The following is a 25,777-nucleotide window of genomic DNA, read 5'->3' as shown; positions in this document are numbered from 1 at the left end:
CTCGGGCGAGCTGTCGCCACCCCCCGAAAACCCCCCGCGGGGGCCGCCTCCGCGCGAGCCACGTAGACTGGGGTAAGGCCGTGGCGTGTTGTCTGCCCGGCAGGGCCGCGTACCGGACCGTACGCGACGCCGTCCACTCTTCCCGGGAGAACCGCAGCTGTATGCCCACGCGCCATGACATTCGTAACGTCGCCATCGTCGCCCACGTCGACCACGGCAAGACGACCATCGTCGATGCCATGCTCAAGCAGGCCGGTGCCTTCGCCGCCCACGCCGCGGAGTCGCTCGACGACCGCATGATGGACTCGAACGACCTGGAGCGTGAGAAGGGCATCACGATCCTGGCCAAGAACACGGCCGTCAAGTACCACCCCAAGAGTGGTGGCGAGCCCATCACCATCAACATCATCGACACCCCCGGCCACGCCGACTTCGGTGGCGAGGTCGAGCGCGGCCTGTCGATGGTGGACGCGGTCGTCCTGCTCGTCGACGCCTCCGAGGGTCCGCTGCCGCAGACCCGCTTCGTGCTCCGCAAGGCCCTCCAGGCCCGGATGCCGGTCATCCTGTGCATCAACAAGACCGACCGCCCGGACTCCCGGATCGACGAGGTCGTCAACGAGACGTACGACCTCTTCCTCGACCTGGACGCCGACGAGGACCAGATCGAGTTCCCGATCGTCTACGCCTGTGGCCGTGACGGCATCGCCTCGCTGACCAAGCCGGAGGACGGCACCGTCCCGGCCGACAGCGACAGCCTGGAGCCGTTCTTCACCACGATCCTGGAGCACGTCCCCGCTCCGGAGTACGACGAGTCGGCCCCCCTCCAGGCCCACGTCACCAACCTGGACGCCGACAACTTCCTCGGCCGCATCGCGCTCTGCCGCGTCGAGCAGGGCGAGCTGCGCAAGGGCCAGACCGTCACGTGGATCAAGCGCGACGGCACCCAGCAGAACGTCCGCATCACCGAGCTGATGATGACCGAGGCGCTCACCCGCAAGCCCGCCGAGAAGGCCGGCCCGGGCGACATCTGCGCCATCGCCGGTATCGCGGACATCATGATCGGCGAGACCCTGGCCGACCCCGAGAACCCGATCGCGCTGCCGCTGATCACGGTCGACGAGCCGGCGATCTCCATGACCATCGGCACCAACACCTCGCCGCTGGTCGGCAAGGGCGGCAAGGGCCACAAGGTCACCGCCCGCCAGGTGAAGGACCGCCTGGACAAGGAGCTGATCGGCAACGTCTCGCTCCGCGTCCTGGACACCGAGCGCCCCGACGCCTGGGAGGTGCAGGGCCGCGGTGAGCTGGCGCTGGCCATCCTCGTCGAGACCATGCGCCGGGAAGGCTTCGAGCTGACCGTCGGCAAGCCCGAGGTGGTCACCAAGGAGATCAACGGCAAGGTCCACGAGCCGATCGAGCGCATGACGATCGACTCGCCCGAGGAGCACCTCGGCGCCATCACGCAGCTGATGGCGACCCGCAAGGGCCGCATGGAGACCATGACGAACCACGGTTCGGGCTGGATCCGCATGGAGTGGATCGTCCCGTCCCGCGGCCTCATCGGCTTCCGCACGGAGTTCTTGACCCAGACCCGTGGCACCGGCATCGCGCACTCCATCTTCGAGGGCCACGAGCCGTGGTTCGGCGAGCTGAAGACGCGTAACAACGGCTCCCTGGTCGCCGACCGCGCGGGCACGGTCACGCCGTTCGCGATGATCAACCTCCAGGAGCGCGGTGTCATCTTCACCGAGGCCGGCACCGAGGTGTACGAGGGCATGATCATCGGTGAGAACTCGCGCTCCGACGACATGGACGTGAACATCACCAAGGAGAAGAAGCTCACCAACATGCGCGCCGCCTCCGCGGACTCCACGGAGAACGTCGTGCCGCCGCGCAAGCTCTCCCTGGAGCAGTCCCTGGAGTTCTGCCGCGACGACGAGTGCATCGAGGTGACCCCGGAGACCGTGCGCATCCGCAAGGTCGTCCTGGACCAGAAGGAGCGCGGCCGCACCGCGTCGCGTGCCAAGCGCGGCTGACGTCCGCGTTCCCACAGGCGCCGCCGGCCGGTAAACCTCCGGCGGTGCCCGTGGGGCCGATGAGGCCGGTTTCCACCACCCCCGAGGGGAGTTGGGCGGAAGCCGGCCTCTCGCGTTTGTGCTGGCGGTACGGTGTGGCCACGTACCGCCACTGTCGCGTGAAGACGCCCGCGGCAACTCCTTTTTGCCCCCGGAGTGTCCGGTATACGGACGTCACTGACCGTTAGATGGGTAACACGTCCGTTTCGCAACCATCTATCTAGGATCGGTTTGTCCGGATTTTGGAAGTTGTCCGTGCCAGGTGTGATTGAACCGAGACCAAAAGGGTGTGGTCGACCGGTACCGCATGGCTAATAGTTGACCGCGTATAGCTCGGGTCAATGGGTCACGCGCTGTGGGGAGCGCCGACTCACGAGCACACTGGGGTACTCGATCTTCGCCGTCAGGGGTGTCGGCGCGATCACCCGTACCCCCTCTCGCAGTGAACAAGTGGACTCATGAGGAGGAACCCCATGCGTGGTGCCAAGAGCGCCAAGTGGGTCGCGATAGCCGGTGTTGTGGCTTTGACTGCCACCGCTTGTGGTGGCGGCGACAGCGACAACGGCAACAGCGGAAAGGTCGACCCCAAGGGGATCGTCAGCTACGCCAACGGTGAGCCGCAGAACGCCCTGCAGCCGTCCAACACCATGGAGGCGTACGGCAGCGTCGTCATCGACGCGCTCTTCACCGGGCTTGTCCACTACGACAAGCAGGGCAACATCACGTACGAGAACGCCGAGTCGGTCACTCCCGACAAGGCGAACAAGGTGTGGACCGTCAAGCTCAAGCAGGGCTGGAAGTTCCACAACGGCGAGGCGGTCACCGCCAAGTCGTACGTCGACGCCTGGAACTGGGCCGCCGACCCGGCCAACGGCCAGCAGAACAGCTCCTGGTACCGCGACATCGTCGGCTACGACGACGTCCACCCGGCCAAGGGCAAGGCCAAGAAGAAGGCCATGTCCGGCCTGAAGGTCGTCGACGAGAACACCTTCACCATCACGCTGAAGAACGGCATCCCGTACTACGCGTACAAGCTGGTCTACAAGCCCTTCTTCCCGATGCCCTCGGCCGCGCTGAAGGACCCGAAGAAGTACGGCGAGTCGCCGGTCGGCAACGGTCCCTACAAGTTCAAGAGCTGGGACCACAAGAAGTCGATCCAGGTCACCGCCTGGTCCGGCTACAAGGGCGAGGACAAGCCCAAGAACGGCGGCATCAACTTCAAGGCGTACAACAAGGACACGGCGGCCTACGCCGACCTGAAGTCCGACAACGTCGACACCATGCCGCTGGTCCCGAACAGCGAGATCGCCAACTTCAAGCAGGACTTCGGCGACCGCGCGATCGACATGGACTTCTCGGCTCTCAACACGATCAACTTCGCCTTCTACACCAAGCAGTGGAAGGACATCGACGTCAAGGTCCTCCAGGGCCTGTCGATGGCGATCGACCGCGACACCATCGCCAAGACGGTGTTCCACGGCACGCGTGAGGCCGCCACCGGCTGGGTCGCCAAGGGCGTCAAGGGCTACCAGAGCGACGCCTGTGGCGAGTACTGCAAGTTCGATCCGAAGAAGGCCAAGAAGGCCATCAAGGACGGCGGCGGCGTCCCCGGCAACAAGATCTCCATCCAGTACAACGCCGACCAGCCGCACAAGGACTGGGTCGTCGCGGTCTGCAACTCGATCACCAACGCGACCGGCGTCAAGTGCGTCGGCGACCCGGTGACCGACTTCGCGGCGGACACGGAGATCCGTGACCAGAAGAAGGTCAAGTCGATGTACCGCTCCGGCTGGGTGCTCGACTACCCGTTCAACGGCAACTTCCTCGCCGACCTCTACGGCACGGGCGTCGACGGCAACAAGGGCGGCTTCTCGGACAAGAAGTTCGACGAGCTGACCGCCAAGGCCGACAAGGCCAAGTCCATCGACGAGTCCGCGAAGCTCTACCAGCAGGCCGAGAAGCGCCTGACGGAGACCTTCCCGGGCATCCCGCTCTGGTACAACAAGACGCTCTCCGCGTACTCGAAGAACGTGAAGAAGGTCGAGTTCGACCAGGCCGGCGACCCGATCCTCACCGAGGTCGAGGTCTTCGAGAAGTAGCAGTCGTCGGAGTTCCGCTCCCGCGAAGCGACGCCCGGCGATCCCGGGCGTCGCTTCGCGGGCGGCTCCGCAATGGACGGAGGCACCACCATGGGGCGTTACGTCGCGAGGCGACTGCTCCAGATGATCCCGGTCTTCATCGGGACAACTCTTCTGATCTTCCTGATGGTCAACGTGCTCCCGGGTGACCCGGTCGCGGCACTGTGGGGAGACAAGCCGCCGGACCCCGCGCAGGTGGCACAGATCAAGCACGACCGCGGTCTCGACCTGCCGCTGTGGCAGCAGTACTTCCACTACATGGGCGGACTGCTGCAGGGCGACTTCGGGCACACGATCGCCGGCAACCGGCCGATCCTCGACGAGATCACCCAGGCCTTCCCGGTCTCGATGCGTCTGGCCGCCCTGGCGTGGACCTTCGAACTCGTCGTCGGGATCTCCCTGGGCGTGCTCGTCGGCGTGCGGCGCGGCCGCATCATCGACAACACCGTGACTCTCTTCACGCTCCTCGTGATCTCCGTCCCGATCTTCGTGTTCGGCCTCTTCTTCCAGCTGATCTTCGGCAACGAACTGGGCTGGGTCACACCGACGGTCCAGGACTCGGAGAACATCGGGGAACTGATCCTGCCCGCCCTCGTGCTCGGGCTGGTCGGCCTCGCCTACGTGGCGCGGCTGACCCGCACCTCGATCGCCGAGAACCGGCAGGCCGACTACATCCGCACGGCCGTCGCCAAGGGGCTGCCGCGCCACCGCATCATCTCGCGGCACCTGCTGCGCAACTCGCTGATCCCCGTGGTCACCTACCTGGGTACGGACATCGGCACCCTGATGGGCGGCGCGGTCATCACTGAGGGCATCTTCAACGTCGGGGGTGTCGGCAACCTCCTCTACCGCGCGCTCGGCCAGCACGAGGGAACGGTCATCGTCGGCATCGTCACCGTCCTCGTCCTCGTGTACCTCCTCGCCAGCCTGCTCGTCGACCTGCTCTACGCGGTCCTGGACCCGAGGATCCGTTATGCCTGACATCGCCAAGACCACGCCGCAAGAGGCGATCGCGGCCACCGCGCCGGCCGAGGAGCAGGTCGTCGCCGACGCCGTCGAGGCGCCCGGCAAGCCCCACAGCCTCTGGGGCGACGCCTGGCACGACCTGCGCCGCAGGCCGCTCTTCGTGATCTCGGCGGCGCTGATCCTCCTGCTGCTGTGCGTGGCCGCCTTCCCGGGCGTGTTCTCCGACGCGAACCCCAGGTACGGCGACCTGACGAACCACTTCCTGGAGAAGCCGAACCTCGGTCACTTCTTCCAGGCCGACTGGTTCGGCTACGACCGGCAGGGCCGCAGCGTCTACGCCCGGGCCGTCTACGGCACCCGCAACTCGATCATGGTCGGCCTCGGCGTGACCATCCTGGTCACCGTCTTCGGCGGCCTGGTCGGCATGCTGGCGGGCTACTTCGGCGGGATCTGGGACAGCCTGCTGTCCCGCATCGTCGACGTGTTCTTCGGCGTCCCGTTCCTGCTCGGCGCCATGGTCGTCCTGAACGCCTTCACCGAACGCAACGCGGCGGTGATCACCGGCGCCCTCGCCTTCCTCGGCTGGACGCAGATCGCCCGGGTGATGCGCGGCGCGGTCATCACCACCAAGCACGCGGACTACGTGGTGGCGGCGCGCGCGCTCGGCGCGGGCACCAAGCGGATCCTGTTCCGGCACATCCTGCCGAACGCCCTCGCCCCCGTCATCGTCGTCGCGACGATCTCACTCGGCTCCTACATCGTCGCCGAGTCGACACTGTCGTACCTGGGCCTCGGCTTCGGCGACGACGCGCTCTCCTGGGGCGGCGACATCTCCGACGCGCTCAGCGACATCCGGAACAACCCGCACACGCTGATCTTCCCCGCCGGGATGCTCAGTGTCACCGTGCTGGCGTTCATCATGCTCGGCGACGCCGTACGCGAAGCCCTCGACCCGAAGCTGCGCTGAGGGAGGCGTACGTGACCAGCATCGATCAGAAGACAGATTCCGTCCCCGCCCCCCGCTCGGGCGAGGAGAAGAGCGGCAGGCTCCTGGACGTCAAGGACCTGCACGTCGAGTTCCACACCCGAGACGGTGTGGTCAAGGCGGTCAACGGCGTCAACTACAGCGTGGACGCGGGCGAGACGCTCGCCGTCCTCGGCGAGTCCGGCTCGGGCAAGTCCGTGACCGCCCAGGCGATCATGGGCATCCTCGACATGCCGCCCGGGAAGATCCCGCAGGGCGAGATCCTCTTCCGCGGCCAGGACATGCTGAAGATGTCCAACGAGGAGCGCAGGAAGATCCGCGGCCGCAAGATCGCGATGATCTTCCAGGACGCGCTGTCGTCCCTCAACCCCGTGCTCTCCGTGGGCTACCAGCTCGGCGAGATGTTCCGGGTGCACGAGGGACTCGGCCGCAAGGAGGCCAAGGCCAAGGCCGTCGAACTGATGGACAGGGTCAGGATCCCGGCCGCCAAGGAGCGGGTGAACGACTACCCGCACCAGTTCTCCGGCGGTATGCGCCAGCGGATCATGATCGCCATGGCGCTCGCCCTGGAGCCCGACCTGATCATCGCGGACGAGCCCACCACGGCGCTCGACGTGACGGTCCAGGCCCAGGTCATGGACCTGCTCGCGGAGCTGCAGCGCGAGTACAACATGGGCCTGATCCTGATCACCCACGACCTCGGCGTGGTCGCCGACGTCGCGGACAAGATCGCGGTGATGTACGCGGGCCGCATCGTCGAGACGGCACCCGTCCACGAGCTGTACAAGCGCCCCGCGCACCCGTACACCCGTGGCCTGCTCGACTCGATCCCGCGCCTGGACCAGAAGGGCCAGGAGCTCTACGCGATCAAGGGCCTGCCGCCCAACCTGCTCAAGATCCCCGGCGGCTGCGCGTTCAACCCGCGCTGCCCGAAGGCGCAGGACATCTGCCGCACCGAGATCCCGGCGCTGATGTCGGTCACCGAGCAGGACGGCACGGATCTGCCGGGCCGCGGCAGCGCCTGCCACTTCTGGAAGGAGACGATCCATGGCTGAGCCGAAGAAGCTCCCGCCCGAGGAGCCGCAGGACGTGATGCCGAACGTCTCCGAGGTGGCACTGGTCGACGCCGCCACCGAGACGGAGGCCGTGGCCGCCATCGAGGCCCCGGTCGAGCGCGGCGAGCCGATCCTCCAGGTCCGCAACCTGGTCAAGCACTTCCCGCTGACCCAGGGCATCCTGCTCAAGAAGCAGATCGGCGCGGTCAAGGCGGTCGACGGCATCTCCTTCGACCTCTACCAGGGCGAGACGCTGGGCATCGTGGGCGAGTCCGGCTGCGGCAAGTCCACGGTCGCCAAGCTCCTGATGACCCTGGAGCGGGCCACGGCCGGCGAGGTCTTCTACAAGGGCCAGGACATCACCAAGCTGTCCGGGCGCGCGCTGAAGGCGGTCCGCCGCAACATCCAGATGGTCTTCCAGGACCCGTACACCTCGCTCAACCCCCGTATGACGGTGGGCGACATCATCGGGGAGCCCTTCGAGATCCACCCCGAGGTGGCCCCTAAGGGCTCGCGCCGCCAGAAGGTCCGGGACCTCCTGGACGTGGTCGGCCTGAACCCCGAGTACATCAACCGCTACCCGCACCAGTTCTCGGGCGGTCAGCGCCAGCGCATCGGCATCGCGCGCGGCCTGGCGCTCAACCCCGAGATCATCATCTGCGACGAGCCGGTCTCGGCCCTGGACGTCTCCGTCCAGGCCCAGGTCATCAACCTGATGGAGAAGCTCCAGGACGAGTTCAACCTCTCCTACCTCTTCATCGCGCACGACCTGTCGATCGTCCGGCACATCTCGGACCGCGTGGGCGTGATGTACCTCGGCAAGATGGCGGAGATCGGCTCCGACGAGCAGATCTACGACCACCCGACGCACCCGTACACGCAGGCGCTGCTCTCCGCGGTCCCCGTCCCGGACCCGGAGGCCCGCGAGGGCCGCGAGCGCATCATCCTCACCGGCGACGTCCCGTCCCCGGCGAACCCGCCCTCCGGCTGCCGCTTCCGCACGCGCTGCTGGAAGGCGCAGGACAAGTGCGCCGAGGAGACCCCGCTCCTCGCCATCCCGGAGCGCTTCGTGGGCCGGGACACCCCGGCGGCACACGAGTCGGCGTGCCACTTCGCGGAGGAGAAGGACGTCGTGCACGCGGCATGACATCACCGGCCCCCGGCCGGTACGAGAACGAAGGCGCCCCCAGCCGACACGGCCGGGGGCGCCTTCGTGTGTAACAACCCGTGGTCGCCGGGCGTGTAAGCGGGCGACGGCGCTCGGGTGGCAAGGGTCTCTGCCATGACCGGGGTCCTGGCGGAGGCGGACGCGGTACGGGAGGCGTATGTACGGGCCTCGCAGCGGTGGGACCGCCTGACGGGCGAGGGCGACCCGCGTCAACGTGTCGGCCAGGGATTGATGCCGAGGCGAACGCCCCGTAGCCTCCCGACCCCGTCACCCCGGCGTCCCGACACCCCGTCACCCCGGCGTCCCGACACCCCGGCGTCCCGACACCCCGGAGTCCCGGCACCCCGGCGTCCCGACACCCCGGAGTCCCGGCACCCCGGCGTCCCGTCACCCCCTCACCTCGTCCCGAAAGCAGCGCCATGTACCAGCCCCGGCCCCCGCTCCCGCCCCCGTCCACCCCACAGAGGCCGCTCCTGCGCCCCTGGGAGCCCGAGGACGCCCCCGCCGTCCTGGCGGCCTTCGCCGCCCCGGGGATGGCCCGTCAGGCCGACAGGCCCGTCGACTCCCGGGCGGCAGCGGACGGTTGGATAGCCCGCCGCGGCGCCGAGTGGGCGGCCGGCTCGGCGTACGCCCTCGCGGTGGTGGACGCCCGCACGGGTGTGACCCTGGGCAACGTCGCGGTGGGCGCGGTGGACCGGACCCACTCCACCGGCTGGGTCTCCTACTGGACGACACCGGCCGCACGCGGCAGAGGCATCGCCACATACGCCTGCGGGGCGCTGGCCCGCTGGGCCTTCGCCGAACTGTCCCTCTTCCGCCTGGAACTGGGCCACCGCACGAACAACCCCGCCTCCTGCCGCGTGGCCATGGCGGCGGGCTTCACGGTGGAGGGCCTGCAACGCCGGAAACTGTCGTACGACGGCGTCCGCCACGACGTGGAACTGCACGCCCGGCTGGCGACGGACCCGGAGTGCGGGTGAGCCCGCCGGAACCGGCCCCGCCCCGCTCGGGTCAAGGGGGAGGGCGGGCCGGTTCCGTGGCTGTGGCCGGGGGCGGGACCCGGTGTGCCGGGTGGGTTCCGGGTGCCGGTCAGAGGGACTTGCGGGCCGCCGGGACCGAGAGCCGGGCCGAGTCCTCCGGGTAGTGGCACGCCGTCAGGTGCCCGCCGCGGTTGCCGTCGAGCTGGACCAGCGGCGGGTCCTCGGAGGCGCACTTGTCCGTCGCCTTCCAGCAGCGCGTACGGAAGCGGCAGCCCGAGGGCGGGTTGACCGGGGAGGGGACGTCGCCCGTGAGCAGGATGCGCTCGCGGCGCGGAACGTCGTCGGGGGTCGCCTCGGGGACGGCCGACAGGAGCGCCTTGGTGTAGGGGTGGCGAGGATTGCCGTACAGGTCCTCGCGGTTCGCGATCTCCACGATCCGGCCCAGGTACATGACCGCGACCCGCTGCGAGAAGTGCCGGACCACCGCCAGGTCGTGGGCGATGAACAGGAACGCGATGTCCAGCTCCTTCTGGAGCTTCTGCAGCAGGTTCACCACCTGCGCCTGGATCGAGACGTCCAGGGCCGAGACCGGCTCGTCCGCCACGATGAGCTTGGGCTCCAGGGCCAGCGCCCGCGCCACGCCGATGCGCTGGCGCTGACCGCCCGAGAACTCGTGCGGGAAGCGGTTGTAGTGCTCGGGGTTGAGACCGACGGTCTCCAGGAGTTCCCGGACGCGGGCCTCCCGGCCGCCGCTCGGAGTGATGCCGTTGACCTCCATCGGCCCGGAGATGATCTTTCCGACCGTCTGGCGCGGGTTCAGCGACGCGTACGGGTCCTGGAAGATCATCTGGATCTCCGAGCGGACCGGCGCCAGCTCCTTGCGGGAGGCGTGCGTGATGTCCTGCCCGCGGTAGGTGATCTTTCCGCCGGTCGGTTCGAGCAGGCGCGTGATCAGCCGGCCCGTCGTCGACTTGCCGCAGCCGGACTCGCCGACCAGGCCGAGGCTCTCGCCCTCGGCGACGGCGAAGTCCAGCCCGTCCACCGCCTGCACGGCACCGATCTTCCGCTTGAACGGGAACCCGCCCATGATCGGAAAGTGCTTGGTCAGCCCGCTGACATCCAGGAGAGGAGTGGGAGTGGTGCTGCTCATTGTCGTGAAGTCCCGTCTCTTGTACGTCAGTCGCGTCGGTCGGCGTCGTGCGCGCCGCGGCCCGCCTCGGCCACGAGGCCCGCGGCACCCGCGGTGCCGGCGAAGTCGGCGAAGAACTGCGACCGCTGCTCCGTGGTGAGGTGGCAGGCGGCGCCCCGGCCCCCGGTCAGTTCCAGGAGCGGCTGCTCACTGGAGCAGCGCCCGCCCCCGACCTGCTCGGTGAACGTGCAGCGCGGGTGGAAGCGGCAGCCGGACGGCGGGTTGAGGAGGCTCGGCGGGGTGCCGGGGATGGGCGAGAGCGGCACGTCCACCGGCCCGTCCAGGGACGGCATGGAACCGAGCAGGCCCCAGGTGTAGGGGTGCTGGGGGGCGCGCAGCACTTCCTTCTTCGTGCCGCGCTCCACGCACCGGCCGCCGTACATGACGAGGACGTCGTCCGCGATGTCCGCGATGACGCCGAGGTCGTGGGTGATGAAGATGATCGACGTGCCGAACTCCTGCTGGAGGTCCTTGAGCAGGTCCATGATCTGGGCCTGGACCGTCACGTCGAGCGCGGTGGTCGGCTCGTCGGCGATCAGCAGCGTCGGATTGCAGACCAGCGACATCGCGATCATCGCGCGCTGGCGCATACCGCCGGAGAACTGGTGCGGGTAGTCGTCCACGCGCAGGTCCGGCTGCGGGATGCCGACCTTCGTCAGCATCTCGATCGACCGCGCCCGCGCCTCCTTCTTGGAGGCGCCGGTGTGCTTGCGGAACGTCTCGCCGATCTGCCGGCCGATGGTGTGGTACGGCGACAGCGAGGCCAGGGCGTCCTGGAAGATCATCGCCATCTTGTTGCCGCGGAGCCTCTCCAGCTCCCGCTCGGTGGCGGTGAGGAGCTCCTGCCCGTCGAGCAGGACCTCGCCCTCGATCACCGTGCTGTCCTTGTGGTGGAGGCCGAGGATGGCGAGGTTGGTGACGGACTTGCCGGAGCCGGACTCGCCGACGATGCCGAGGGTCTTGCCCTTCTCCAGGTCGAAGTCGAGGCCGTCCACGGCCTTGACCATGCCGTCCTCGGTGGAGAAGTGGACGCGCAGATCGCGTACGGAGAGGAAGGGGGTGCTCATGGGATCCGGCTCCTAGGCGAGGCGCACGCGCGGGTCGATGAGGGCGTACACCGCGTCGACGATGATGTTGAAGAAGATGATCGCCGTGGCGGCCACCAGGACGACACCCAGCAGCATGGGCAGGTCGCTGGTGTAGACCGCGCGGACCGACAGGTCGCCGATGCCGTGCAGGGCGAAGGTCTTCTCGGTGATGATCGCGCCGCCGAGGAGCACGCCCAGGTCGAGGCCGAAGATCGTGACGATCGGGCCCATCGCGCCGCGCCAGGCGAAGCGGAAGAAGACCGAGCGGCCGGAGAGGCCCTTGGCGCGCGCCGTACGGACGTAGTCCTCGCTGAGGGTCTCGACCATCTGGGAGCGCGTCATGCGGGTGTAGTTCGCCGTGAAGATCAGTGAGAGGACCAGCCAGGGGATCATCAGGCCCGAGAACCAGGCGCCCGGGTCCTCGCTGATCGAGGTGTACTGCGGCCGGTCCAGCCACTGGAGCTTGTAGGTGAAGAGGTACACGGCGAAGACGCCGACGACGTAGATCTGGAGCGAGGAGGCGACCAGCGACGCGGACGAGGCGATCTTGTCGAGGGTCTTGCCCTGCTTGTGGGCGGCCAGCATGCCGGTGCCGACACCGAAGATCACGAAGACGAGGGCCGCGCCGAGCGAGAGCGACAAGGTGGTCGGGAAGCGGTCCAGGATCGTGCCGAGGACGGGCTCACGGTTGCGGAAGGAGTAACCGAGGCACGGCGCCGGGCAGTTGCCGAACGAGGCGTAGTCACGGCCGACGAACAGCCCCTGGAACCAGTGCCAGTACTGCACCGGGAGTGAGTCGGCGATCCCCAGGTTGTGCCGTACCAGGTCCAGGGTCTCCGGGGAGCAGACCTTGCCGCAGGCCAGCCGGGCGGGGTCGCGCGGGGCGGCGTAGAAGAGGACGAAGACGAGAACGCTGATGATCAGCAGGATCACCGCGCCACCGGCGATGCGGCGAAGGAGGAAGCGGAGCATGGCAGTTGGTTTTCCTGACGGATGCCGTGGGTGAGGAGGGGGCGGGGCGGTCCTCCCTCAGGAGGCCCGCCCCGCCACGGGGGCCGTTCGTCAGGCCTTGACGTAGGTCTTGTAGATCAGCGTCGCGGCGAACTGCGGGTCGTGCTGGGCCCCGCCGACCTTGGAACCGTGCAGGTAGAAGCGGCGCTGGTAGGTCTCCGGGATGATCGGCACGACCTCTTCCATGATCCGCTTGTCCAGCGCGGCCCAGGCCTTGCCGGCCTCCTTCTGGTCCGAGATCTCCGCGTTCTTCTTGATCGCCTCGTTGATCCAGTCGACGTTCGTCTGCGAGATGTTGTTCTGGCCGTCGCCGATGGCGTCACCGTCGAAGAGCGGCTGGATCAGGGTGTAGGCGGTCGGCCAGTCCGGGGACCAGCCGAACCACATGACGTCGAACTTGTTGTCGACGCGCTGCGCCTGGTCGTAGTAGTCCGTCGAGTTCAGCGGCTTGATGACCGGGTCGAAGCCCGCGGCCTTCAGCGAGTTCTCGATGACGACCTTGGTCTTGTCGTACGTGGGGCGCTGCGGGAAGGCGTAGACGATCTTCTGGCCCAGCTTGCCGGCCTTCTTCAGGATCGCCTTGGCGCGCTCGGGGTCGCCCTGCGGCTTCTTCAGCTTGCCGAAGACGTCGAACTTCTCGCGGCCGATGATGTCGGGGCTGAGGATGGTCGTCGCCAGCTCGCCCGCCGACTCGCCGCCGTAGATCCGGCGGATCTGCTCCAGCGGCCAGGCGATGTTGAGGGCCTTGCGGACCTCGACGTCGGTGATGCGCTTGCAGTTGATGGCGTAGTAGTACGTGCCGGAGGACAGGCCGTTGAAGGACCGCTTCTTGACGTCCGGGTTGCTGAGCACCTTCTGCATGCGCTCGGCCGGGATGTTCTCGTAGATCGCGATCATCTGCTGGTCCTTGCCCTGGTCCGCGATGAAGCGGTCGCAGGAGTCAAGGCCCGTCGGCCCGAACTCGAACTCGAAGCTGTCCGGGTAGGCGTTGCGGATCGGGTCGGTCTTCGGGTCCCAGTGCTTGTTGCGCGTCAGCGTCATCGACTTGTCGATGGAGCGGTGCTTGACGATGTACGGACCGCAGGAGACCGGCGCCTTGTCGTACTTCTCCTTGGTGTCGTGCTTGACGGGCACGGGGGAGTACGAGGTCATCGCCAGCGTGAAGTTGAAGTCCGGGCGGGCTTCCTTCAGCTTGAAGGTGATCGTCTTCTTCGCCTTGTCGATGACGATCGAGTCGAGGTGGTCGCCGCCGTACGGGCCCTTGTAGCCCTCACGCCACTTGGCGCCCTTGCCGGTCAGCGCCATCTGGACGTACGAGGCGCCCTCGGTGATGAAGGAGGCCCAGGAGCGCTCTATGCCGTGGCGGACGTCCTCGACGGTCAGCTCGCTGCCGTCCTGCCACTTCAGGCCGTCCTTCAGCGTGAAGGTCCAGGTCTTGTTGCCGTCGGAGGCCTTGCCCGTGTCGGTGGCGAGGTCGCCGACGAGGGTCATGCCGCCCTTGGCGTCGATGTAGTAGCCGGTGAGGGCGCGGGCGAAGAGGTTGGCGACCGAGGAGTTGTACGCGAAGTAGATGCGCTGCGGGTCCATGTGCGACACGTCGTCCTCGGCGACGCCGTAGATCGTGCCGCCCTTCTGCGCGCCCTCGACCTCGGGGGCCGGGCCCTTGGAGTCCTCAGCGGTGCCGATCTTGACCTCGGCGCCCGTGTACTTGGTGGCGCCGCCGTGGTTTCCGCCCTTGCCACCGTTGCCGGAGCCGCCGCTGCTGCACGCGGACAGGACCATCGAACCGCCGGCCGCGACCGAGGTCGCGACGACGAAGTTTCTGCGGGAGAGAGACATGTGGCTACCAACCCTGATGTGTCGAGGAAGAAGAGCGGAGGAACGGCCCGGCACTGCCCCGTCGCAGGTGCCCGGCTTGGGGAGTGTCAGCGTTTGGTCTTCGGGTCCAGCGCGTCGCGCACGGAGTCGCCGAGGAGGTTGAAGGCGACGACGAAGATCACCATCGCGATGCCGGGGAAGGCCATGTACGTGATGTCCTGCTCGTACACCTCGGAGGCGCGCTGGATCATCACGCCCCAGTCGGGAGTGGGCTCCTGAAGTCCCACGCCCAGGAAGGCGAGACCGGCTTCCGCGGTGACGAACATCGGCAGCGCGAGCGTTGCCTGGATGAGGATCGGCGTCCACAGGTTGGGGAGCAGTTCCTTGAAGATGATCCGGGCCGGTGAGGCGCCGGTCACCTTCGCGGCCTCCACGAACTCCCGCTCGCGCAGGGCCAGTACCTCTCCGCGCAGCAGGCGGGCGATCGAGGCCCAGCCGAAGGCCGTCATCACCGCGATGAGGCTGGTGACCGTCAGCCAGGTGGGTGTCTTGTCCTCCGGGGCCACGACCACGGAGATCATCACCGGCCAGAAGGCGATGAAGAAGAGCGTCGAGGGGAAGGCCAGCAGGATGTCGATGACCCGGCCGATGAAGTAGTCGGTCTTGCCGCCGATGTACCCGGCGGTGACACCGACCGCGATGCCGATGAGCGTCACCAGGATCGTGGTGGCCGTGGCGATCAGCAGCGAGTTGCGCATGCCGTACAGCAGGAACGTCAGGACGTCCCGGCCCAGCTGCGGCTCGATGCCGAACCAGAACTCGCCGTCGATGCCGCCGTTCGGCTTGAACGGGTAGCTGAACTCGTTGAAGAGGCTTGGGTCGTTCACGCCGTACGTGGTGAACGGATCCTTGCCGTACACCTTCGAAATCAGCGGCGCCGCCAGCGAGATGACGAAGAAGAAGAGCACGACGCACGCGGCGACCACGCCCGACTTGTCCCTCTTGAAGCGGGTCCAGGCCAGCCGGCCCGGCGAACGCCCTTCGCCGCCCCGGTCCTTGGGCGAGGGCGGCATGCCGTCGTTTTTGGCCATCACGTCAAGCGTGGCGGCAGCAGCGGGAGTTGGCGAGGTCATGGCGCTCCAGGCCCGGAGGGGTCATCAGGATTCCGCAGGACAACCAGGGCACCTACGGGCTAGGCGCGACTTTCGCAAGGTGCTTCCCACGCGGTCAATGAATGTTCGGCCGCCTTGATGGGCTCTTGGGATTCTTTGCCAAGGCTTTGAAGAATAAGGGCCATAGCATTGCCTTCGCGTAATCATGCGTGATGGACAAGGTCGGACCCAATCGGGCAAGCGCGGCAATGAGTCCGATATGCGGGCGCCGCTGTCTCGGAATGCGTACATCCGGATGGACTCGACCTCGTACGGTCCCCATATGGGTGGGGTAAATGTGCGGTTCATGACTCCTGGGGTGATATTGGCCGATAAGCGACTCGGGGTACGGCGGTAGCCCGGAACAGCACGGCCCGGAACACGGCGAGGGCCCCGAACAGCACGGCGACAGCCCGGAACAGGAGGACTCCATGCGTGGAGCCACGCACGCCCGATGGGCCGCATGCGCGGTGACCGCCGCCCTCACGGCGACCGCCTGTGGCGGCGGCGGGGACGACGGCGGCGGTGGCGGCGACGGCTCCGGCATCGTCAGCTCCTCCTGGGGCGACCCGCAGAACCCTCTGGAACCGGCCAACACCAACGAGGTGCAGGGCGGCAAGATCCTCGCCATGATCTTCCGGGGTCTCAAGGAGTACGACCCGAAGACCGGCGAGGCCAAGAACATGGTCGCCGAGTCGATCGAGACCAAGGACGCGCAGAACTTCACGGTCAGGCTCAAGGACGGCTGGACGTTCAGCAATGGCGAGAAAGTGACCGCCAAGTCCTTCGTGGACGCCTGGAACTACGGCGCGAACCTCAAGAACAACCAGAAGAACGCCTACTTCTTCGGCTACATCGAGGGCTTCGACAAGGTCCACCCCGAGAAGGGCGAGCCCGGCGCGCGGACCCTCTCCGGGCTGAAGGTCGTCGACGACAAGACGTTCACCGTCAAGCTCACCCAGAAGTTCTCCACCTGGCCCGACACCCTCGGCTACCCCGCCTTCGCCCCCCTGCCCAAGGCGTTCTACGACGACCACGACGCCTGGCTCGCCAAGCCCGTCGGCAACGGGCCCTACACCGTGGAGTCGTACACCAAGGGCTCGAAGATGTCCCTGCGCAAGTGGGACGACTACCCCGGCGAGGACAAGGCGCGCAACGGCGGTGTGGACATGACGGTCTACACCGACAACAACACCGCCTACACCAACCTGATGGCCGGCAACCTCGACCTCGTCGACGACGTGCCCGCCGCCCAGCTCAGGAACGCCAAGAGCGACCTCGGCGACCGGTACATCAACACCCCCGCCGGCATCATCCAGGTCCTCGCCTTCCCCTTCTACGACGACAAGTGGACCAAGCCCGGCGCGGAGAAGGTCCGCAGGGGACTGTCCATGGCCATCGACCGCGCGCAGATCACCGAGACGATCTTCCAGAAGACGCGGACGCCCGCCACCGACTGGACCTCCCCGGTGCTCGGCGCGGACGGCGGGTACAAGTCCGGGCTCTGCGGCGAGGCCTGCGAGTACGACGCCGCCAAGGCCAAGAAGCTGGTCGAGGAGGGCGGCGGCATCCCCGGCGGTCGGCTGAAGATCACGTACAACGCGGACACCGGCTCCCACAAGGAGTGGGTCGACGCCGTCTGCAACTCCATCAACAAGGCGCTGGAGAAGGACAAGGCCTGCGTCGGCAACCCCGTCGGCACCTTCGCGGACTTCCGCAGCAAGGCCTCCCAGCAGAAACTCGACGGCGCCTGGCGCGCGGGCTGGCAGATGGACTACCCGCTCATCCAGAACTTCCTGGAGCCGAACTACTTCACCGACGCCTCGTCCAACGACGGCAAGTTCTCCGACGAGAAGTTCGACAAGCTCGTCAACGAGGCCAACGCCGAGACCGACAGCGCCAAGGCCGTCGCCAAGTTCCAGGACGCCGAGAAGATCCTCGCCGAGAAGATGCCGTCCATCCCGCTCTGGTACCAGAACGGCAGCGCGGGCTACTCCGACAAGATCTCCGATGTCACGCTGAACCAGTTCAGCGTGCCGGTGTACGACCAGATCAAGGTCGACTGAGACGCCGGGAGCGGCCATGGGACGTTATGTGATCCGGCGTCTGCTCCAGATGATCCCGGTCTTCGTGGGCGCCACACTGCTGATCTTCCTGATGGTGAACGTGATGGGCGACCCCGTCGCGGGCCTGTGCGGGGACCGCAAGTGCGACGCCGCGACGGCCGCCCAGCTGAAGAAGGAGTTCGGCCTCGATAAACCGGTGTGGCAGCAGTACCTCACGTACATGGGCAACGTCTTCACCGGTGACTTCGGCACCGCCTTCAACGGCCAGAAGGTCACCGAGCTGATGTCGGCCGCCTTCCCGGTCACCATCCGCCTGACCGTCGTCGCCATCGTCTTCGAGATCGTCATCGGCATCTCGCTGGGCGTGCTCACCGGGCTGCGGCGCGGGCGCCCGATCGACACCGGCGTGCTGCTCCTGACGCTGGTGGTGATCTCCGTGCCGACCTTCGTCACCGGCCTGCTGCTGCAGCTCCTGCTCGGCGTCAAGTGGGGCGTCATGAAACCCTCCGTCTCCAGCGAGGCGCCCTTCGACGAACTCCTGATCCCCGGCCTCGTCCTCGCCTCGGTCTCCCTGGCGTACGTCACCCGCCTGACCCGCACCTCCATCGCCGAGAACCGGCGCGCCGACTACGTCCGCACCGCCATCGCCAAGGGCCTGCCCCGGCGCCGCGTCATCATCCGGCACCTGCTGCGCAACTCGCTCATCCCCGTCGTCACCTTCATCGGCACGGACGTCGGCGCGCTGATGGGCGGCGCCATCGTCACCGAGCGGATCTTCAACATCCACGGCGTCGGCTTCCAGCTGTACCAGGGCATCCTGCGCCAGAGCACGCAGACCGTCGTCGGCTTCGTGACCGTCCTCGTGCTGGTCTTCCTGCTGGCCAACCTCATCGTCGACCTCCTGTACGCCGTACTCGACCCGAGGATCCGCTATGCCTGAACCCCATCAGCCGGAGCGCGCCATCGCGGCGACCGGGGCGGGCGGCGCCATGGACCTCGCCACCAGCGAGGCGACCTCGCTGGAGAAGGTCCCCGCCGGGCCCGACGGCGGCGGCCCCTCGGCGCCCGCGCGCAGCCTGTGGTCGGACGCCTGGCGCGACCTGCGGCGCAACCCCGTCTTCCTCGTCTCGGGCCTGATCATCGTCTTCCTCGTCGTCGTCTCGCTGTGGCCCTCGCTCATCGCCACCGGCAACCCGCTGGCCTGCGACCTCGCCAACGCCCAGAAGGGCTCCTCGCCCGGCCACCCCTTCGGGTTCAACGAACAGGGCTGCGACGTCTACACCCGCGTCGTGTACGGCACCCGGGTCTCCGTCACCGTCGGCGTGTGCGCCACGCTCGGCGTCGCCCTCCTCGGCAGCGTCCTCGGCGGCCTCGCCGGGTTCTTCGGCGGGATGTGGGACGCGATCCTCTCCCGCCTCACCGACGTCTTCTTCGCCATCCCCGTCGTCCTCGGCGGCCTGGTGCTCCTGTCCGTGGTCACCAGCTCCACCGTGTGGCCCGTGGTCGGCTTCATGGTGCTGCTCGGCTGGCCGCAGATCTCCCGCATCGCGCGCGGCTCCGTGATCACCGCCAAGCAGAACGACTACGTCCAGGCGGCGCGGGCCCTCGGCGCCTCCAACACCCGCATGCTGCTGCGCCACATCGCGCCGAACGCCGTCGCCCCCGTCATCGTCGTCGCGACCATCGCGCTGGGTACGTTCATCGCGCTCGAAGCCACGCTCTCCTACCTCGGCGTCGGCCTGAAGCCGCCGACGGTGAGCTGGGGCATCGACATCTCCGCCGCCTCCCTGTACATCCGCAACGCCCCGCACATGCTGCTCTGGCCGGCCGGCGCGCTGGCGGTCACCGTGCTCGCGTTCATCATGCTCGGCGACGCGGTGCGCGACGCCCTCGACCCGAAGCTGAGGTAGGCGCCCATGGCAACCGAGGCATCCGAGGCCTTCGCGGCCCCCACCGGGGCGGCGCCCACCCTGCTCGACGTGCGCGACCTGCACGTGGAGTTCCGGACCAGGGACGGCGTCGCCAAGGCCGTCAACGGCGTGGACTACGCCGTCCGCGAGGGCGAGACGCTGGCCGTGCTCGGCGAGTCGGGCTCGGGCAAGTCCGTGACCGCCCAGGCCGTCATGGGCATCCTCGACACGCCCCCCGGCAGGATCACCAAGGGCGAGATCCTCTTTCAGGGCAGAGACCTGCTGAAACTCAAGGAGGACGAGCGTCGGGGGATCCGCGGCGCCGGCATGGCGATGATCTTCCAGGACGCGCTGTCGTCGCTGAACCCGGTGCTGAGCGTCGGCGAACAGCTCGGCGAGATGTTCGTCGTCCACCGGGGCATGTCCCGCAAGGACGCCAGGACCAAGGCCGTCGAGCTGATGGACCGGGTGCGCATCCCCGCCGCCCGCGAACGCGTCGGCCAGTACCCGCACCAGTTCAGCGGCGGCATGCGCCAACGCATCATGATCGCCATGGCGATGGCCCTCGAACCCTCCCTCATTATCGCGGACGAGCCGACCACCGCCCTCGACGTCACCGTCCAGGCCCAGGTCATGGACCTCCTCGCCGAACTCCAGCGCGAGATGCGCATGGGCCTGATCCTCATCACCCACGACCTCGGTGTCGTCGCCGACGTCGCCGACACCATCGCCGTGATGTACGCGGGCCGCATCGTCGAGAAGGCCCCCGTCCACGAGATCTACCGGGCGCCCGCCCACCCGTACACCCGCGGCCTCCTCGAATCCATCCCGCGCCTGGACCAGAAGGGCCGCGCCCTCTACGCGATCAAGGGCCTGCCGCCGAACCTCACGCGCATCCCGCCCGGCTGCGCCTTCCACCCGCGCTGCCCCATGGCCCAGGACATCTGCGTCACCGAGGAACCGCCGCTCGCGCGCGTGACGTACGAGGGCCTCGTCGCCGAGCGCGGGAGCGCCTGCCACTTCTGGAAGGAGACGCTCGATGCCGCACGCTGACCCCGGGCACGAACCGATCCTCCAGGTGCGCGGCCTGGTCAAGCACTACCCCCTGACCCAGGGCGTTCTCATCCGCAAACAGATCGGCGCGGTCAAGGCCGTGGACGGCGTCGACTTCGACCTCACGCGGGGCGAGACCCTCGGCATCGTCGGGGAGTCCGGCTGCGGCAAGTCGACGGTCGCCAAGATGCTCGTCAACCTGGAGCGGCCCACCGCGGGCGAGATCCGCTACAAGGGCGAGGACATCACCAGGCTCTCCGGCCGGGCCCTGAAGGCGGTGCGCCGCAACATCCAGATGGTCTTCCAGGACCCGTACACCTCGCTGAACCCGCGGATGACCGTCGGCGACATCATCGGGGAGCCCTACGAGATCCACCCCGAGGTCGCCCCCAAGGGGTCACGGCGCCAGAAGGTCCAGGAACTCCTCGACGTGGTCGGGCTCAACCCCGAGTACATCAACCGCTACCCGCACCAGTTCTCCGGCGGCCAGCGCCAGCGCATCGGCATCGCGCGCGGCCTCGCGCTGCGGCCCGAGGTCATCGTCGCCGACGAGCCCGTCTCCGCCCTCGACGTCTCCGTCCAGGCCCAGGTCATCAACCTCCTCGACCAGCTCCAGGACGAGTTCGACCTCAGCTACGTCTTCATCGCCCACGACCTGTCGATCGTGCGGCACATCTCCGACCGGGTCGGCGTCATGTACCTCGGGCGGATCGTCGAGATCGGCACCGACGAACAGATCTACGAGCATCCGACGCACCCCTACACCCAGGCCCTGCTCTCCGCCGTGCCGGTCCCCGACCCCGAGGCGCGCGAGCACCGGGAGCGGATCATCCTCAGCGGCGACGTGCCCTCGCCCGCCAACCCGCCCTCGGGCTGCCGCTTCCGCACCCGCTGCTGGAAGGCGCGGGAGCGGTGCGCCCTGGAGGTGCCGGCGCTCGCGGTACCCGCGGAGTTCCGGTACGCGGCCGGGCCCGCGGCGCACGACTCGGCCTGTCACTTCGCCGAGGAGAAGCAGGTCGTGCCGTAGCGCCGCGGCCCGCTCAGGCCAGGTTCAGCGACCGCTTCAGGAAGTCGGCCTGGAACAGCAGCAGGTTCTCCGCGACCTGCTCCTGCGGCGTCATGTGCGTGACGCCCGACAGGGGCAGGACCTCGTGCGGGCGGCCCGCGGCGAGCAGGGCCGAGGACAGCCGCAGGGAGTGCGCCACCACCACGTTGTCGTCGGCGAGGCCGTGCACGATCAGCATCGGACGGTGCGGCTCGGCCGCGTTCACCAGACCGTCGTCCCAGACCAGGGAGTTGTGGCGGTACGTCTGCGGGGTCCGGGTCGGATCGCCCAGGTACCGCTCCTCGTAGTGCGTGTCGTACAGCCGCAGGTCCGTCACCGGGGCGCCGGCCACCGCCGCGTGGAAGACGTCGGGGCGGCGCAGCACGGCCATCGCCGCGAGGTAGCCGCCGTAGGACCAGCCGCGAATGGCCACCCGGTCCAGGTCCAGGGGGTATTCGCCGCTCGCCGCGAGGGCGTGCAGCGCGTGGACCTGGTCGTCGAGCGTGAGCGTCAGATCATTCCTGATCGACTTCTCCCAGGCGGGGGAGCGGCCCCGCATGCCGCGCCCGTCCGCCACGATCACCGCGAAACCCTGGTCGGCGAACCACTGCGAGGTCAAGAAGACGTTCTGCGCACACTGGACGCGCTGACCGTGCGGACCGCCGTACGGATCGAGAAGTACCGGAAGCAGCCCGTCCGCCGCCTGGTAATCCGTGGGGAGCAGGACGGCGCACGGAACGCAGCGCGTGCCCCCTTCGGTGAGCGTCACGCGCGGCGTGAGCCCCGGGCGCCGGGCGTGCGAGGCGACGGTGGCCACCTGCTTGCCGTCGCGCAGCACGCGCACCCTTGCGTCCGGACGGTCCAAAGTGGCCGAAACCAGTACGGTGACCCCGCCCGCGCGGACCGCCGAGTGCACCCCGGGTTCCCGCGACAGGCGTTCCACACCCAGTTCGTTGACGCGGTAGACGTGCACCTCGCCGATGCCCGGGTCGGCCGCCGCCTCGCCCGCCGACGCGGAGACGAGGATGTCCTGCTCGGTCACGTCCAGGACCGCGCGGACGTGCAACTGGGCCCCCGTCAGCGGCCGCTCGCCCCACGCCAGGACCCGCGCCCCGCCCTCGTCCACGATCCGCACCAGCTTGCCGCTGGGCGACCAGCAGGGCACCCCGGCGAAGAGTTCCAGCCAGTCGGCGTCCTCCTCGGCGTGCACCATCCGCGTCGAACCGTTCTCCGGGCGCACCGCGAGGTACAGCTGGCTCTGCTGGTCACGGGCCTGCACCAGGAGCAGCGGGGCGCCGTCCGAGGACCAGTGCACCCGGGCGAGGTACGGGAACCGGACACGGTCCCACACCACCTCGGTGCGCGAGCCGTCCAGCCCGAGAACGAACAGGCGTACGTCCGCGTTGGCCGTGCCCGCCGCCGGATAGGCGATCTGGGCGGGCTCCCGGTCGGGGTGCGCGGGGTCCGCGATCCACCACCGCCCGACCGGCGCGTCGTCGACCCGCGCGACGAGCAGCCGGTCGGATTCCGGCGACCACCAAAAGCCCCGGTACCGCGCCATCGACTCCGCCGCGACATGCTCCGCGAGGCCGTAGGTGACGGTCGACTCATGGCCGGATTCCGGCTCCGCGAGCGCCCGGTCGCCCTCGCCGTCGGCGCCGGTCACCCGCAGGGCGCCCCCGCAGACGTACGCGACATGCCGGCCGTCGGGCGAGGGGCGCGGATCGATGACCGGGCCCCGCGCGGGCAGTTGACGCGTCGTGCCCGCCCGCAGCTCCGCCGTGAAGAGCCGGCCCGACAGCGCGAACGCCGCCAACTCCACCGCCGCGTCCGTCGCGTACTCCACGATGCCCGCGCCGCCCTCTCGGCTGCGCTCGCGCCGCGCCCGCTCCACCGGGGAGAGCCGCTCGGCCGCGCCGCCCAGCAACACGCCCGGATCGGCGGCGAGCCGCTCGGCCATGCCGTCCGCGAGGTCGAGGACCCACAGGCGGTGCGACGGATCGGTGCCGGAGGACGAACGCAGGAAGACCACCCGCGACCCGTCCGGCGCCACCGTGAACGCACGGGGCGCGCCCAGGGTGAACCGCTGCGTACGCGCGTGCTCCCGGGGAAAGGAGAGCTCTGGCTCGGGGCTCGGGGCGGGCCTGTGGATTGCGGGGTTCTCGGTCGTCATCCCCCGACCCTAGGGCGCATGCGCCCCCCTGTGCTGCCGTGCTCCGAGTCATGCGTCCGCACGGATAGTTATGATCCGTAGCGCTTGGTGGGTATGAACCCGCCGGTGTCCGCACTGGGTTTCGTCAAACGACTTGGAGGTGACCGCCGTGGCACTCTCGATTTCGGCGGTGGTGCTGCTGGCGATCATCGTCTTCCTGCTGGTCAAGAAGTCAGGCCTGAAAGCGGGACACGCTGTCGTCTGCACGCTGCTCGGCTTCTACCTGGCGAGTTCGTCCATCGCCCCCACGATCAACGAGCTGACGACGAACGTGGCGGGGATGATCGGTGACATCAAGTTCTGACCCGCGCCCGCGGTCCTCGTGGGGAGGTCCCGCGATGTCCTCGTAGGGTGGTCCCATGACGGAACCGCCCGCCCGGCGCCTGCTGCTCGTGCACGCGCACCCCGACGACGAGTCGATCAACAATGGCGCGACCATGGCCAAGTACGCGGCCGAGGGCGCCCATGTGACGTTGGTGACCTGCACGCTGGGCGAGGAGGGCGAGGTCATTCCGGCCGGGCTCGCCCACCTCGCCGCCGACCGCGAGGACTCACTGGGCGCCTGGCGCGTCGGGGAACTGGCCGCCGCCATGAAGGAGCTGGGCGTCACCGACCACCGCTTCCTCGGCGGCGCGGGCCGGTACCGCGACTCCGGGATGATGGGCGTCGAGCAGAACGACAGGCCCGGCGCCTTCTGGTCGGCCGACCTCGACGAGGCCGCCGCGTACCTCGTGGAGGTGATCCGCGAGGTCCGGCCGCAGGTCCTCGTGACGTACGACCCCGACGGGGGTTACGGCCACCCCGACCACATCCAGGCGCACCGCGTCGCCATGCGCGCCGCCGATCTCGCGGCCGAGCCGGCCTTCCGCCGCGACCTCGGTGAGCCGCACACCATCGCCAAGATCTACTGGAACCGCGTGCCCCGCTCGGTGGCCGAGGAGAGCTTCCGGCGGATGGCGGACCCGCTGCGCTTCTCGCCGTTCACGCGGCCCGCCGCCGTCGCCGACGTGCCGGGCGTCACGGACGACGAGCGGATCACGACGGAGATCGACGGCGGCCCCTTCAAGGCGGCCAAGGCGGCGGCCATGCGCGCCCACGCCACCCAGATCACGGTGAGCGAACCCCTCTTCGCCCTCTCGAACGATCTCGCCCAACCCCTCTTCGAGGTGGAGTACTACGAGCTGGTACGGGGAGAAATGTCGGGTGACGGCACGCACCGCGAGACGGATCTGTTCGCGGGACTCGAAAGGACGACGGATATGGCCGAGGTGACCTCGCTGTGAGCACGCGTTCCCGGGCGTCGTCCGCCGGTTCCGCCTCGCCGCCCCCGGGCCCCCTGCCCGCGTCGGCCCCGGCCCCCGCCGGGGGCTTCCTCGCGCAGCCGCTGCGAGCGGGACGGCTCGCCGCGTACGCCGCTCTCTTCGTGCTCGGCGCCCTCGTCGGCACCGCCGGCGCGCTCGTCCAAGGCGGTTACTTCCCCGCCGGGTTGCTGCTCGCGCTCCTCGGTGCGGCCGGCGCCTTCCACGGCGGGGCGCGGGCGGCCGGCACCAGAGCGGGGGCCGTCGCGCCCGCCGCGGGCTGGCTGGTCGCCGTCATGCTGCTCACCGCCACCAGATCCGAGGGGGACTTCCTCTTCGGCGCGGGCCTGCGCTCGTACGGGTTCCTGTTCGGCGGTATGGCGGTGGCTGTGATGTGCGCCACGCTCGGACAGCTGCCGCAACCGGGCGGCGGCACCGCCCGACTTGGCAAGTGACGTACCACTTCGGACCGTGTTCCGCACGGGTTTGACGCCGGTCACAGGAAGAGCGCCGACGGCGGCCAGTATGGTGGTGCGGCCGCCGATCCTCCCCATCCTCCGGCCGGGGGG

Annotated in this window: 21 protein-coding genes; 15 read left to right on the top strand and 6 right to left on the bottom strand. The window is 68.6% G+C overall.

Annotation, left to right across the window (positions count from 1 at the left end; translation table 11 throughout):
- Positions 1 to 161 precede the first annotated feature (161 nt).
- The 7 genes from typA (at position 162) to ACZ516_RS23645 (ending at position 9,367) form a co-directional block, all read left to right on the top strand.
- Positions 162 to 2,036: a translational GTPase TypA gene (gene typA, locus ACZ516_RS23675; RefSeq protein ID WP_358583847.1), complete on the top strand. Its 1,875-nt coding sequence runs from the start codon at positions 162 to 164 to the stop codon at positions 2,034 to 2,036.
- 512 nt (positions 2,037 to 2,548) lie between these two features.
- Complete coding sequence (locus ACZ516_RS23670; RefSeq protein ID WP_358583848.1) at positions 2,549 to 4,174, top strand: peptide ABC transporter substrate-binding protein; 1,626 nt, start codon at positions 2,549 to 2,551, stop codon at positions 4,172 to 4,174.
- A 90-nt stretch (positions 4,175 to 4,264) separates the two neighbouring features.
- Positions 4,265 to 5,194, top strand: coding sequence for an ABC transporter permease (locus ACZ516_RS23665; protein ID WP_358583849.1), 930 nt, complete (start codon positions 4,265 to 4,267; stop codon positions 5,192 to 5,194).
- Entirely contained in the window at positions 5,187 to 6,146 is a 960-nt protein-coding gene (locus tag ACZ516_RS23660; RefSeq protein WP_358583851.1) for an ABC transporter permease, read from the top strand. The genes ACZ516_RS23665 and ACZ516_RS23660 overlap by 8 nt, the downstream gene beginning before the upstream one ends.
- An 11-nt stretch (positions 6,147 to 6,157) precedes the next feature.
- Positions 6,158 to 7,219, top strand: coding sequence for an ABC transporter ATP-binding protein (locus tag ACZ516_RS23655; RefSeq protein WP_358583853.1), 1,062 nt, complete (start codon positions 6,158 to 6,160; stop codon positions 7,217 to 7,219).
- A complete protein-coding gene (locus ACZ516_RS23650; protein ID WP_358583855.1) occupies positions 7,212 to 8,366 on the top strand; it encodes an ABC transporter ATP-binding protein in 1,155 nt (384 codons plus the stop codon). The genes ACZ516_RS23655 and ACZ516_RS23650 overlap by 8 nt, the downstream gene beginning before the upstream one ends.
- A gap of 440 nt (positions 8,367 to 8,806) precedes the next feature.
- On the top strand, positions 8,807 to 9,367 hold the full coding sequence (locus ACZ516_RS23645) for a GNAT family N-acetyltransferase (protein ID WP_469011582.1): 561 nt from the start codon (positions 8,807 to 8,809) through the stop codon (positions 9,365 to 9,367).
- A 109-nt stretch (positions 9,368 to 9,476) separates the two neighbouring features.
- On the opposite strand, the gene ACZ516_RS23640 is transcribed toward ACZ516_RS23645, so the two are convergent.
- The 5 genes from ACZ516_RS23640 to ACZ516_RS23620 form a co-directional block, all read right to left on the bottom strand.
- Positions 9,477 to 10,517: an ABC transporter ATP-binding protein gene (locus ACZ516_RS23640; protein ID WP_361079648.1), complete on the bottom strand. Its 1,041-nt coding sequence runs from the start codon at positions 10,515 to 10,517 to the stop codon at positions 9,477 to 9,479.
- A 26-nt stretch (positions 10,518 to 10,543) separates the two neighbouring features.
- Positions 10,544 to 11,623 carry an ABC transporter ATP-binding protein gene (locus ACZ516_RS23635; RefSeq protein ID WP_358583860.1) on the bottom strand — a complete coding sequence of 360 codons (1,080 nt, stop codon included), beginning with the start codon at positions 11,621 to 11,623 and terminating at the stop codon, positions 10,544 to 10,546.
- 12 nt (positions 11,624 to 11,635) lie between these two features.
- Positions 11,636 to 12,616 (bottom strand): ABC transporter permease, encoded by a 981-nt coding sequence (locus ACZ516_RS23630; protein WP_358583861.1) that lies wholly within the window; start codon positions 12,614 to 12,616, stop codon positions 11,636 to 11,638.
- A 90-nt stretch (positions 12,617 to 12,706) separates the two neighbouring features.
- Positions 12,707 to 14,494 (bottom strand): ABC transporter substrate-binding protein, encoded by a 1,788-nt coding sequence (locus ACZ516_RS23625; protein ID WP_361079645.1) that lies wholly within the window; start codon positions 14,492 to 14,494, stop codon positions 12,707 to 12,709.
- An 86-nt stretch (positions 14,495 to 14,580) separates the two neighbouring features.
- Positions 14,581 to 15,564 (bottom strand): ABC transporter permease, encoded by a 984-nt coding sequence (locus ACZ516_RS23620; protein WP_358583864.1) that lies wholly within the window; start codon positions 15,562 to 15,564, stop codon positions 14,581 to 14,583.
- 491 nt (positions 15,565 to 16,055) lie between these two features.
- On the opposite strand from ACZ516_RS23620, the gene ACZ516_RS23615 reads away from it, so the two are divergent.
- The 5 genes from ACZ516_RS23615 to ACZ516_RS23595 are packed head-to-tail and all read left to right on the top strand — an operon-like array spanning position 16,056 to position 21,680.
- Positions 16,056 to 17,690 (top strand): peptide ABC transporter substrate-binding protein, encoded by a 1,635-nt coding sequence (locus tag ACZ516_RS23615; protein WP_469011581.1) that lies wholly within the window; start codon positions 16,056 to 16,058, stop codon positions 17,688 to 17,690.
- A gap of 16 nt (positions 17,691 to 17,706) precedes the next feature.
- Positions 17,707 to 18,630, top strand: a complete 924-nt coding sequence (locus ACZ516_RS23610; protein WP_361079641.1) for an ABC transporter permease — start codon at positions 17,707 to 17,709, stop codon at positions 18,628 to 18,630.
- Positions 18,623 to 19,600, top strand: coding sequence for an ABC transporter permease (locus tag ACZ516_RS23605; RefSeq protein WP_469011580.1), 978 nt, complete (start codon positions 18,623 to 18,625; stop codon positions 19,598 to 19,600). Before ACZ516_RS23610 ends, ACZ516_RS23605 begins: the two co-directional genes overlap by 8 nt.
- Positions 19,601 to 19,606: 6 nt before the next feature.
- The gene (locus ACZ516_RS23600) at positions 19,607 to 20,653 is read left to right on the top strand and encodes an ABC transporter ATP-binding protein (RefSeq protein WP_469011579.1); all 1,047 of its coding nucleotides are present in this window, start codon (positions 19,607 to 19,609) and stop codon (positions 20,651 to 20,653) included.
- A complete protein-coding gene (locus tag ACZ516_RS23595) occupies positions 20,640 to 21,680 on the top strand; it encodes an ABC transporter ATP-binding protein (protein ID WP_361079637.1) in 1,041 nt (346 codons plus the stop codon). Before ACZ516_RS23600 ends, ACZ516_RS23595 begins: the two co-directional genes overlap by 14 nt.
- Before the next feature lie 13 nt (positions 21,681 to 21,693).
- On the opposite strand, the gene ACZ516_RS23590 is transcribed toward ACZ516_RS23595, so the two are convergent.
- Complete coding sequence (locus ACZ516_RS23590; protein WP_469011578.1) at positions 21,694 to 23,871, bottom strand: prolyl oligopeptidase family serine peptidase; 2,178 nt, start codon at positions 23,869 to 23,871, stop codon at positions 21,694 to 21,696.
- 148 nt (positions 23,872 to 24,019) lie between these two features.
- Between ACZ516_RS23590 and ACZ516_RS23585 the strand changes: the two genes are divergently transcribed.
- Genes ACZ516_RS23585 through ACZ516_RS23575 form a run of 3 tightly spaced genes read left to right on the top strand, consistent with a single transcriptional unit; the run spans position 24,020 to position 25,663 of the window.
- Entirely contained in the window at positions 24,020 to 24,214 is a 195-nt protein-coding gene (locus ACZ516_RS23585) for an SH2 domain-containing protein (RefSeq protein ID WP_358583875.1), read from the top strand.
- 55 nt (positions 24,215 to 24,269) lie between these two features.
- Entirely contained in the window at positions 24,270 to 25,193 is a 924-nt protein-coding gene (mshB, locus tag ACZ516_RS23580; RefSeq protein ID WP_361079633.1) for an N-acetyl-1-D-myo-inositol-2-amino-2-deoxy-alpha-D-glucopyranoside deacetylase, read from the top strand.
- Between the two features lie 53 nt (positions 25,194 to 25,246).
- Positions 25,247 to 25,663, top strand: a complete 417-nt coding sequence (locus ACZ516_RS23575) for a DUF6113 family protein (protein ID WP_469011615.1) — start codon at positions 25,247 to 25,249, stop codon at positions 25,661 to 25,663.
- Positions 25,664 to 25,777 lie beyond the last annotated feature (114 nt).

This window comes from Streptomyces sp. NPDC034037, assembly GCF_055575715.1.
The sequence above is the reverse complement of the archived record's forward strand: the minus strand, read 5'-3'. Positions and strand labels throughout refer to the sequence as shown.

Bases quoted from the DNA above. Each gene is read 5' to 3' on its own strand.
- ACZ516_RS23640 (WP_361079648.1), bottom strand. From the start codon at position 10,517: ATGAGCAGCACCACTCCCACTCCTCTCCTGGATGTCAGCGGGCTGACC.
- ACZ516_RS23620 (WP_358583864.1), bottom strand. From the start codon at position 15,564: ATGGCCAAAAACGACGGCATGCCGCCCTCGCCCAAGGACCGGGGCGGC.
- ACZ516_RS23595 (WP_361079637.1), top strand. From the start codon at position 20,640: ATGCCGCACGCTGACCCCGGGCACGAACCGATCCTCCAGGTGCGCGGC.
- typA (WP_358583847.1), top strand. From the start codon at position 162: ATGCCCACGCGCCATGACATTCGTAACGTCGCCATCGTCGCCCACGTC.
- ACZ516_RS23615 (WP_469011581.1), top strand. From the start codon at position 16,056: ATGCGTGGAGCCACGCACGCCCGATGGGCCGCATGCGCGGTGACCGCC.
- ACZ516_RS23660 (WP_358583851.1), top strand. From the start codon at position 5,187: ATGCCTGACATCGCCAAGACCACGCCGCAAGAGGCGATCGCGGCCACC.
- ACZ516_RS23645 (WP_469011582.1), top strand. From the start codon at position 8,807: ATGTACCAGCCCCGGCCCCCGCTCCCGCCCCCGTCCACCCCACAGAGG.
- ACZ516_RS23670 (WP_358583848.1), top strand. From the start codon at position 2,549: ATGCGTGGTGCCAAGAGCGCCAAGTGGGTCGCGATAGCCGGTGTTGTG.
- ACZ516_RS23605 (WP_469011580.1), top strand. From the start codon at position 18,623: ATGCCTGAACCCCATCAGCCGGAGCGCGCCATCGCGGCGACCGGGGCG.
- ACZ516_RS23625 (WP_361079645.1), bottom strand. From the start codon at position 14,494: ATGTCTCTCTCCCGCAGAAACTTCGTCGTCGCGACCTCGGTCGCGGCC.
- ACZ516_RS23630 (WP_358583861.1), bottom strand. From the start codon at position 12,616: ATGCTCCGCTTCCTCCTTCGCCGCATCGCCGGTGGCGCGGTGATCCTG.
- ACZ516_RS23600 (WP_469011579.1), top strand. From the start codon at position 19,607: ATGGCAACCGAGGCATCCGAGGCCTTCGCGGCCCCCACCGGGGCGGCG.
- ACZ516_RS23635 (WP_358583860.1), bottom strand. From the start codon at position 11,623: ATGAGCACCCCCTTCCTCTCCGTACGCGATCTGCGCGTCCACTTCTCC.
- ACZ516_RS23665 (WP_358583849.1), top strand. From the start codon at position 4,265: ATGGGGCGTTACGTCGCGAGGCGACTGCTCCAGATGATCCCGGTCTTC.
- ACZ516_RS23590 (WP_469011578.1), bottom strand. From the start codon at position 23,871: ATGACGACCGAGAACCCCGCAATCCACAGGCCCGCCCCGAGCCCCGAG.
- mshB (WP_361079633.1), top strand. From the start codon at position 24,270: ATGACGGAACCGCCCGCCCGGCGCCTGCTGCTCGTGCACGCGCACCCC.
- ACZ516_RS23610 (WP_361079641.1), top strand. From the start codon at position 17,707: ATGGGACGTTATGTGATCCGGCGTCTGCTCCAGATGATCCCGGTCTTC.
- ACZ516_RS23650 (WP_358583855.1), top strand. From the start codon at position 7,212: ATGGCTGAGCCGAAGAAGCTCCCGCCCGAGGAGCCGCAGGACGTGATG.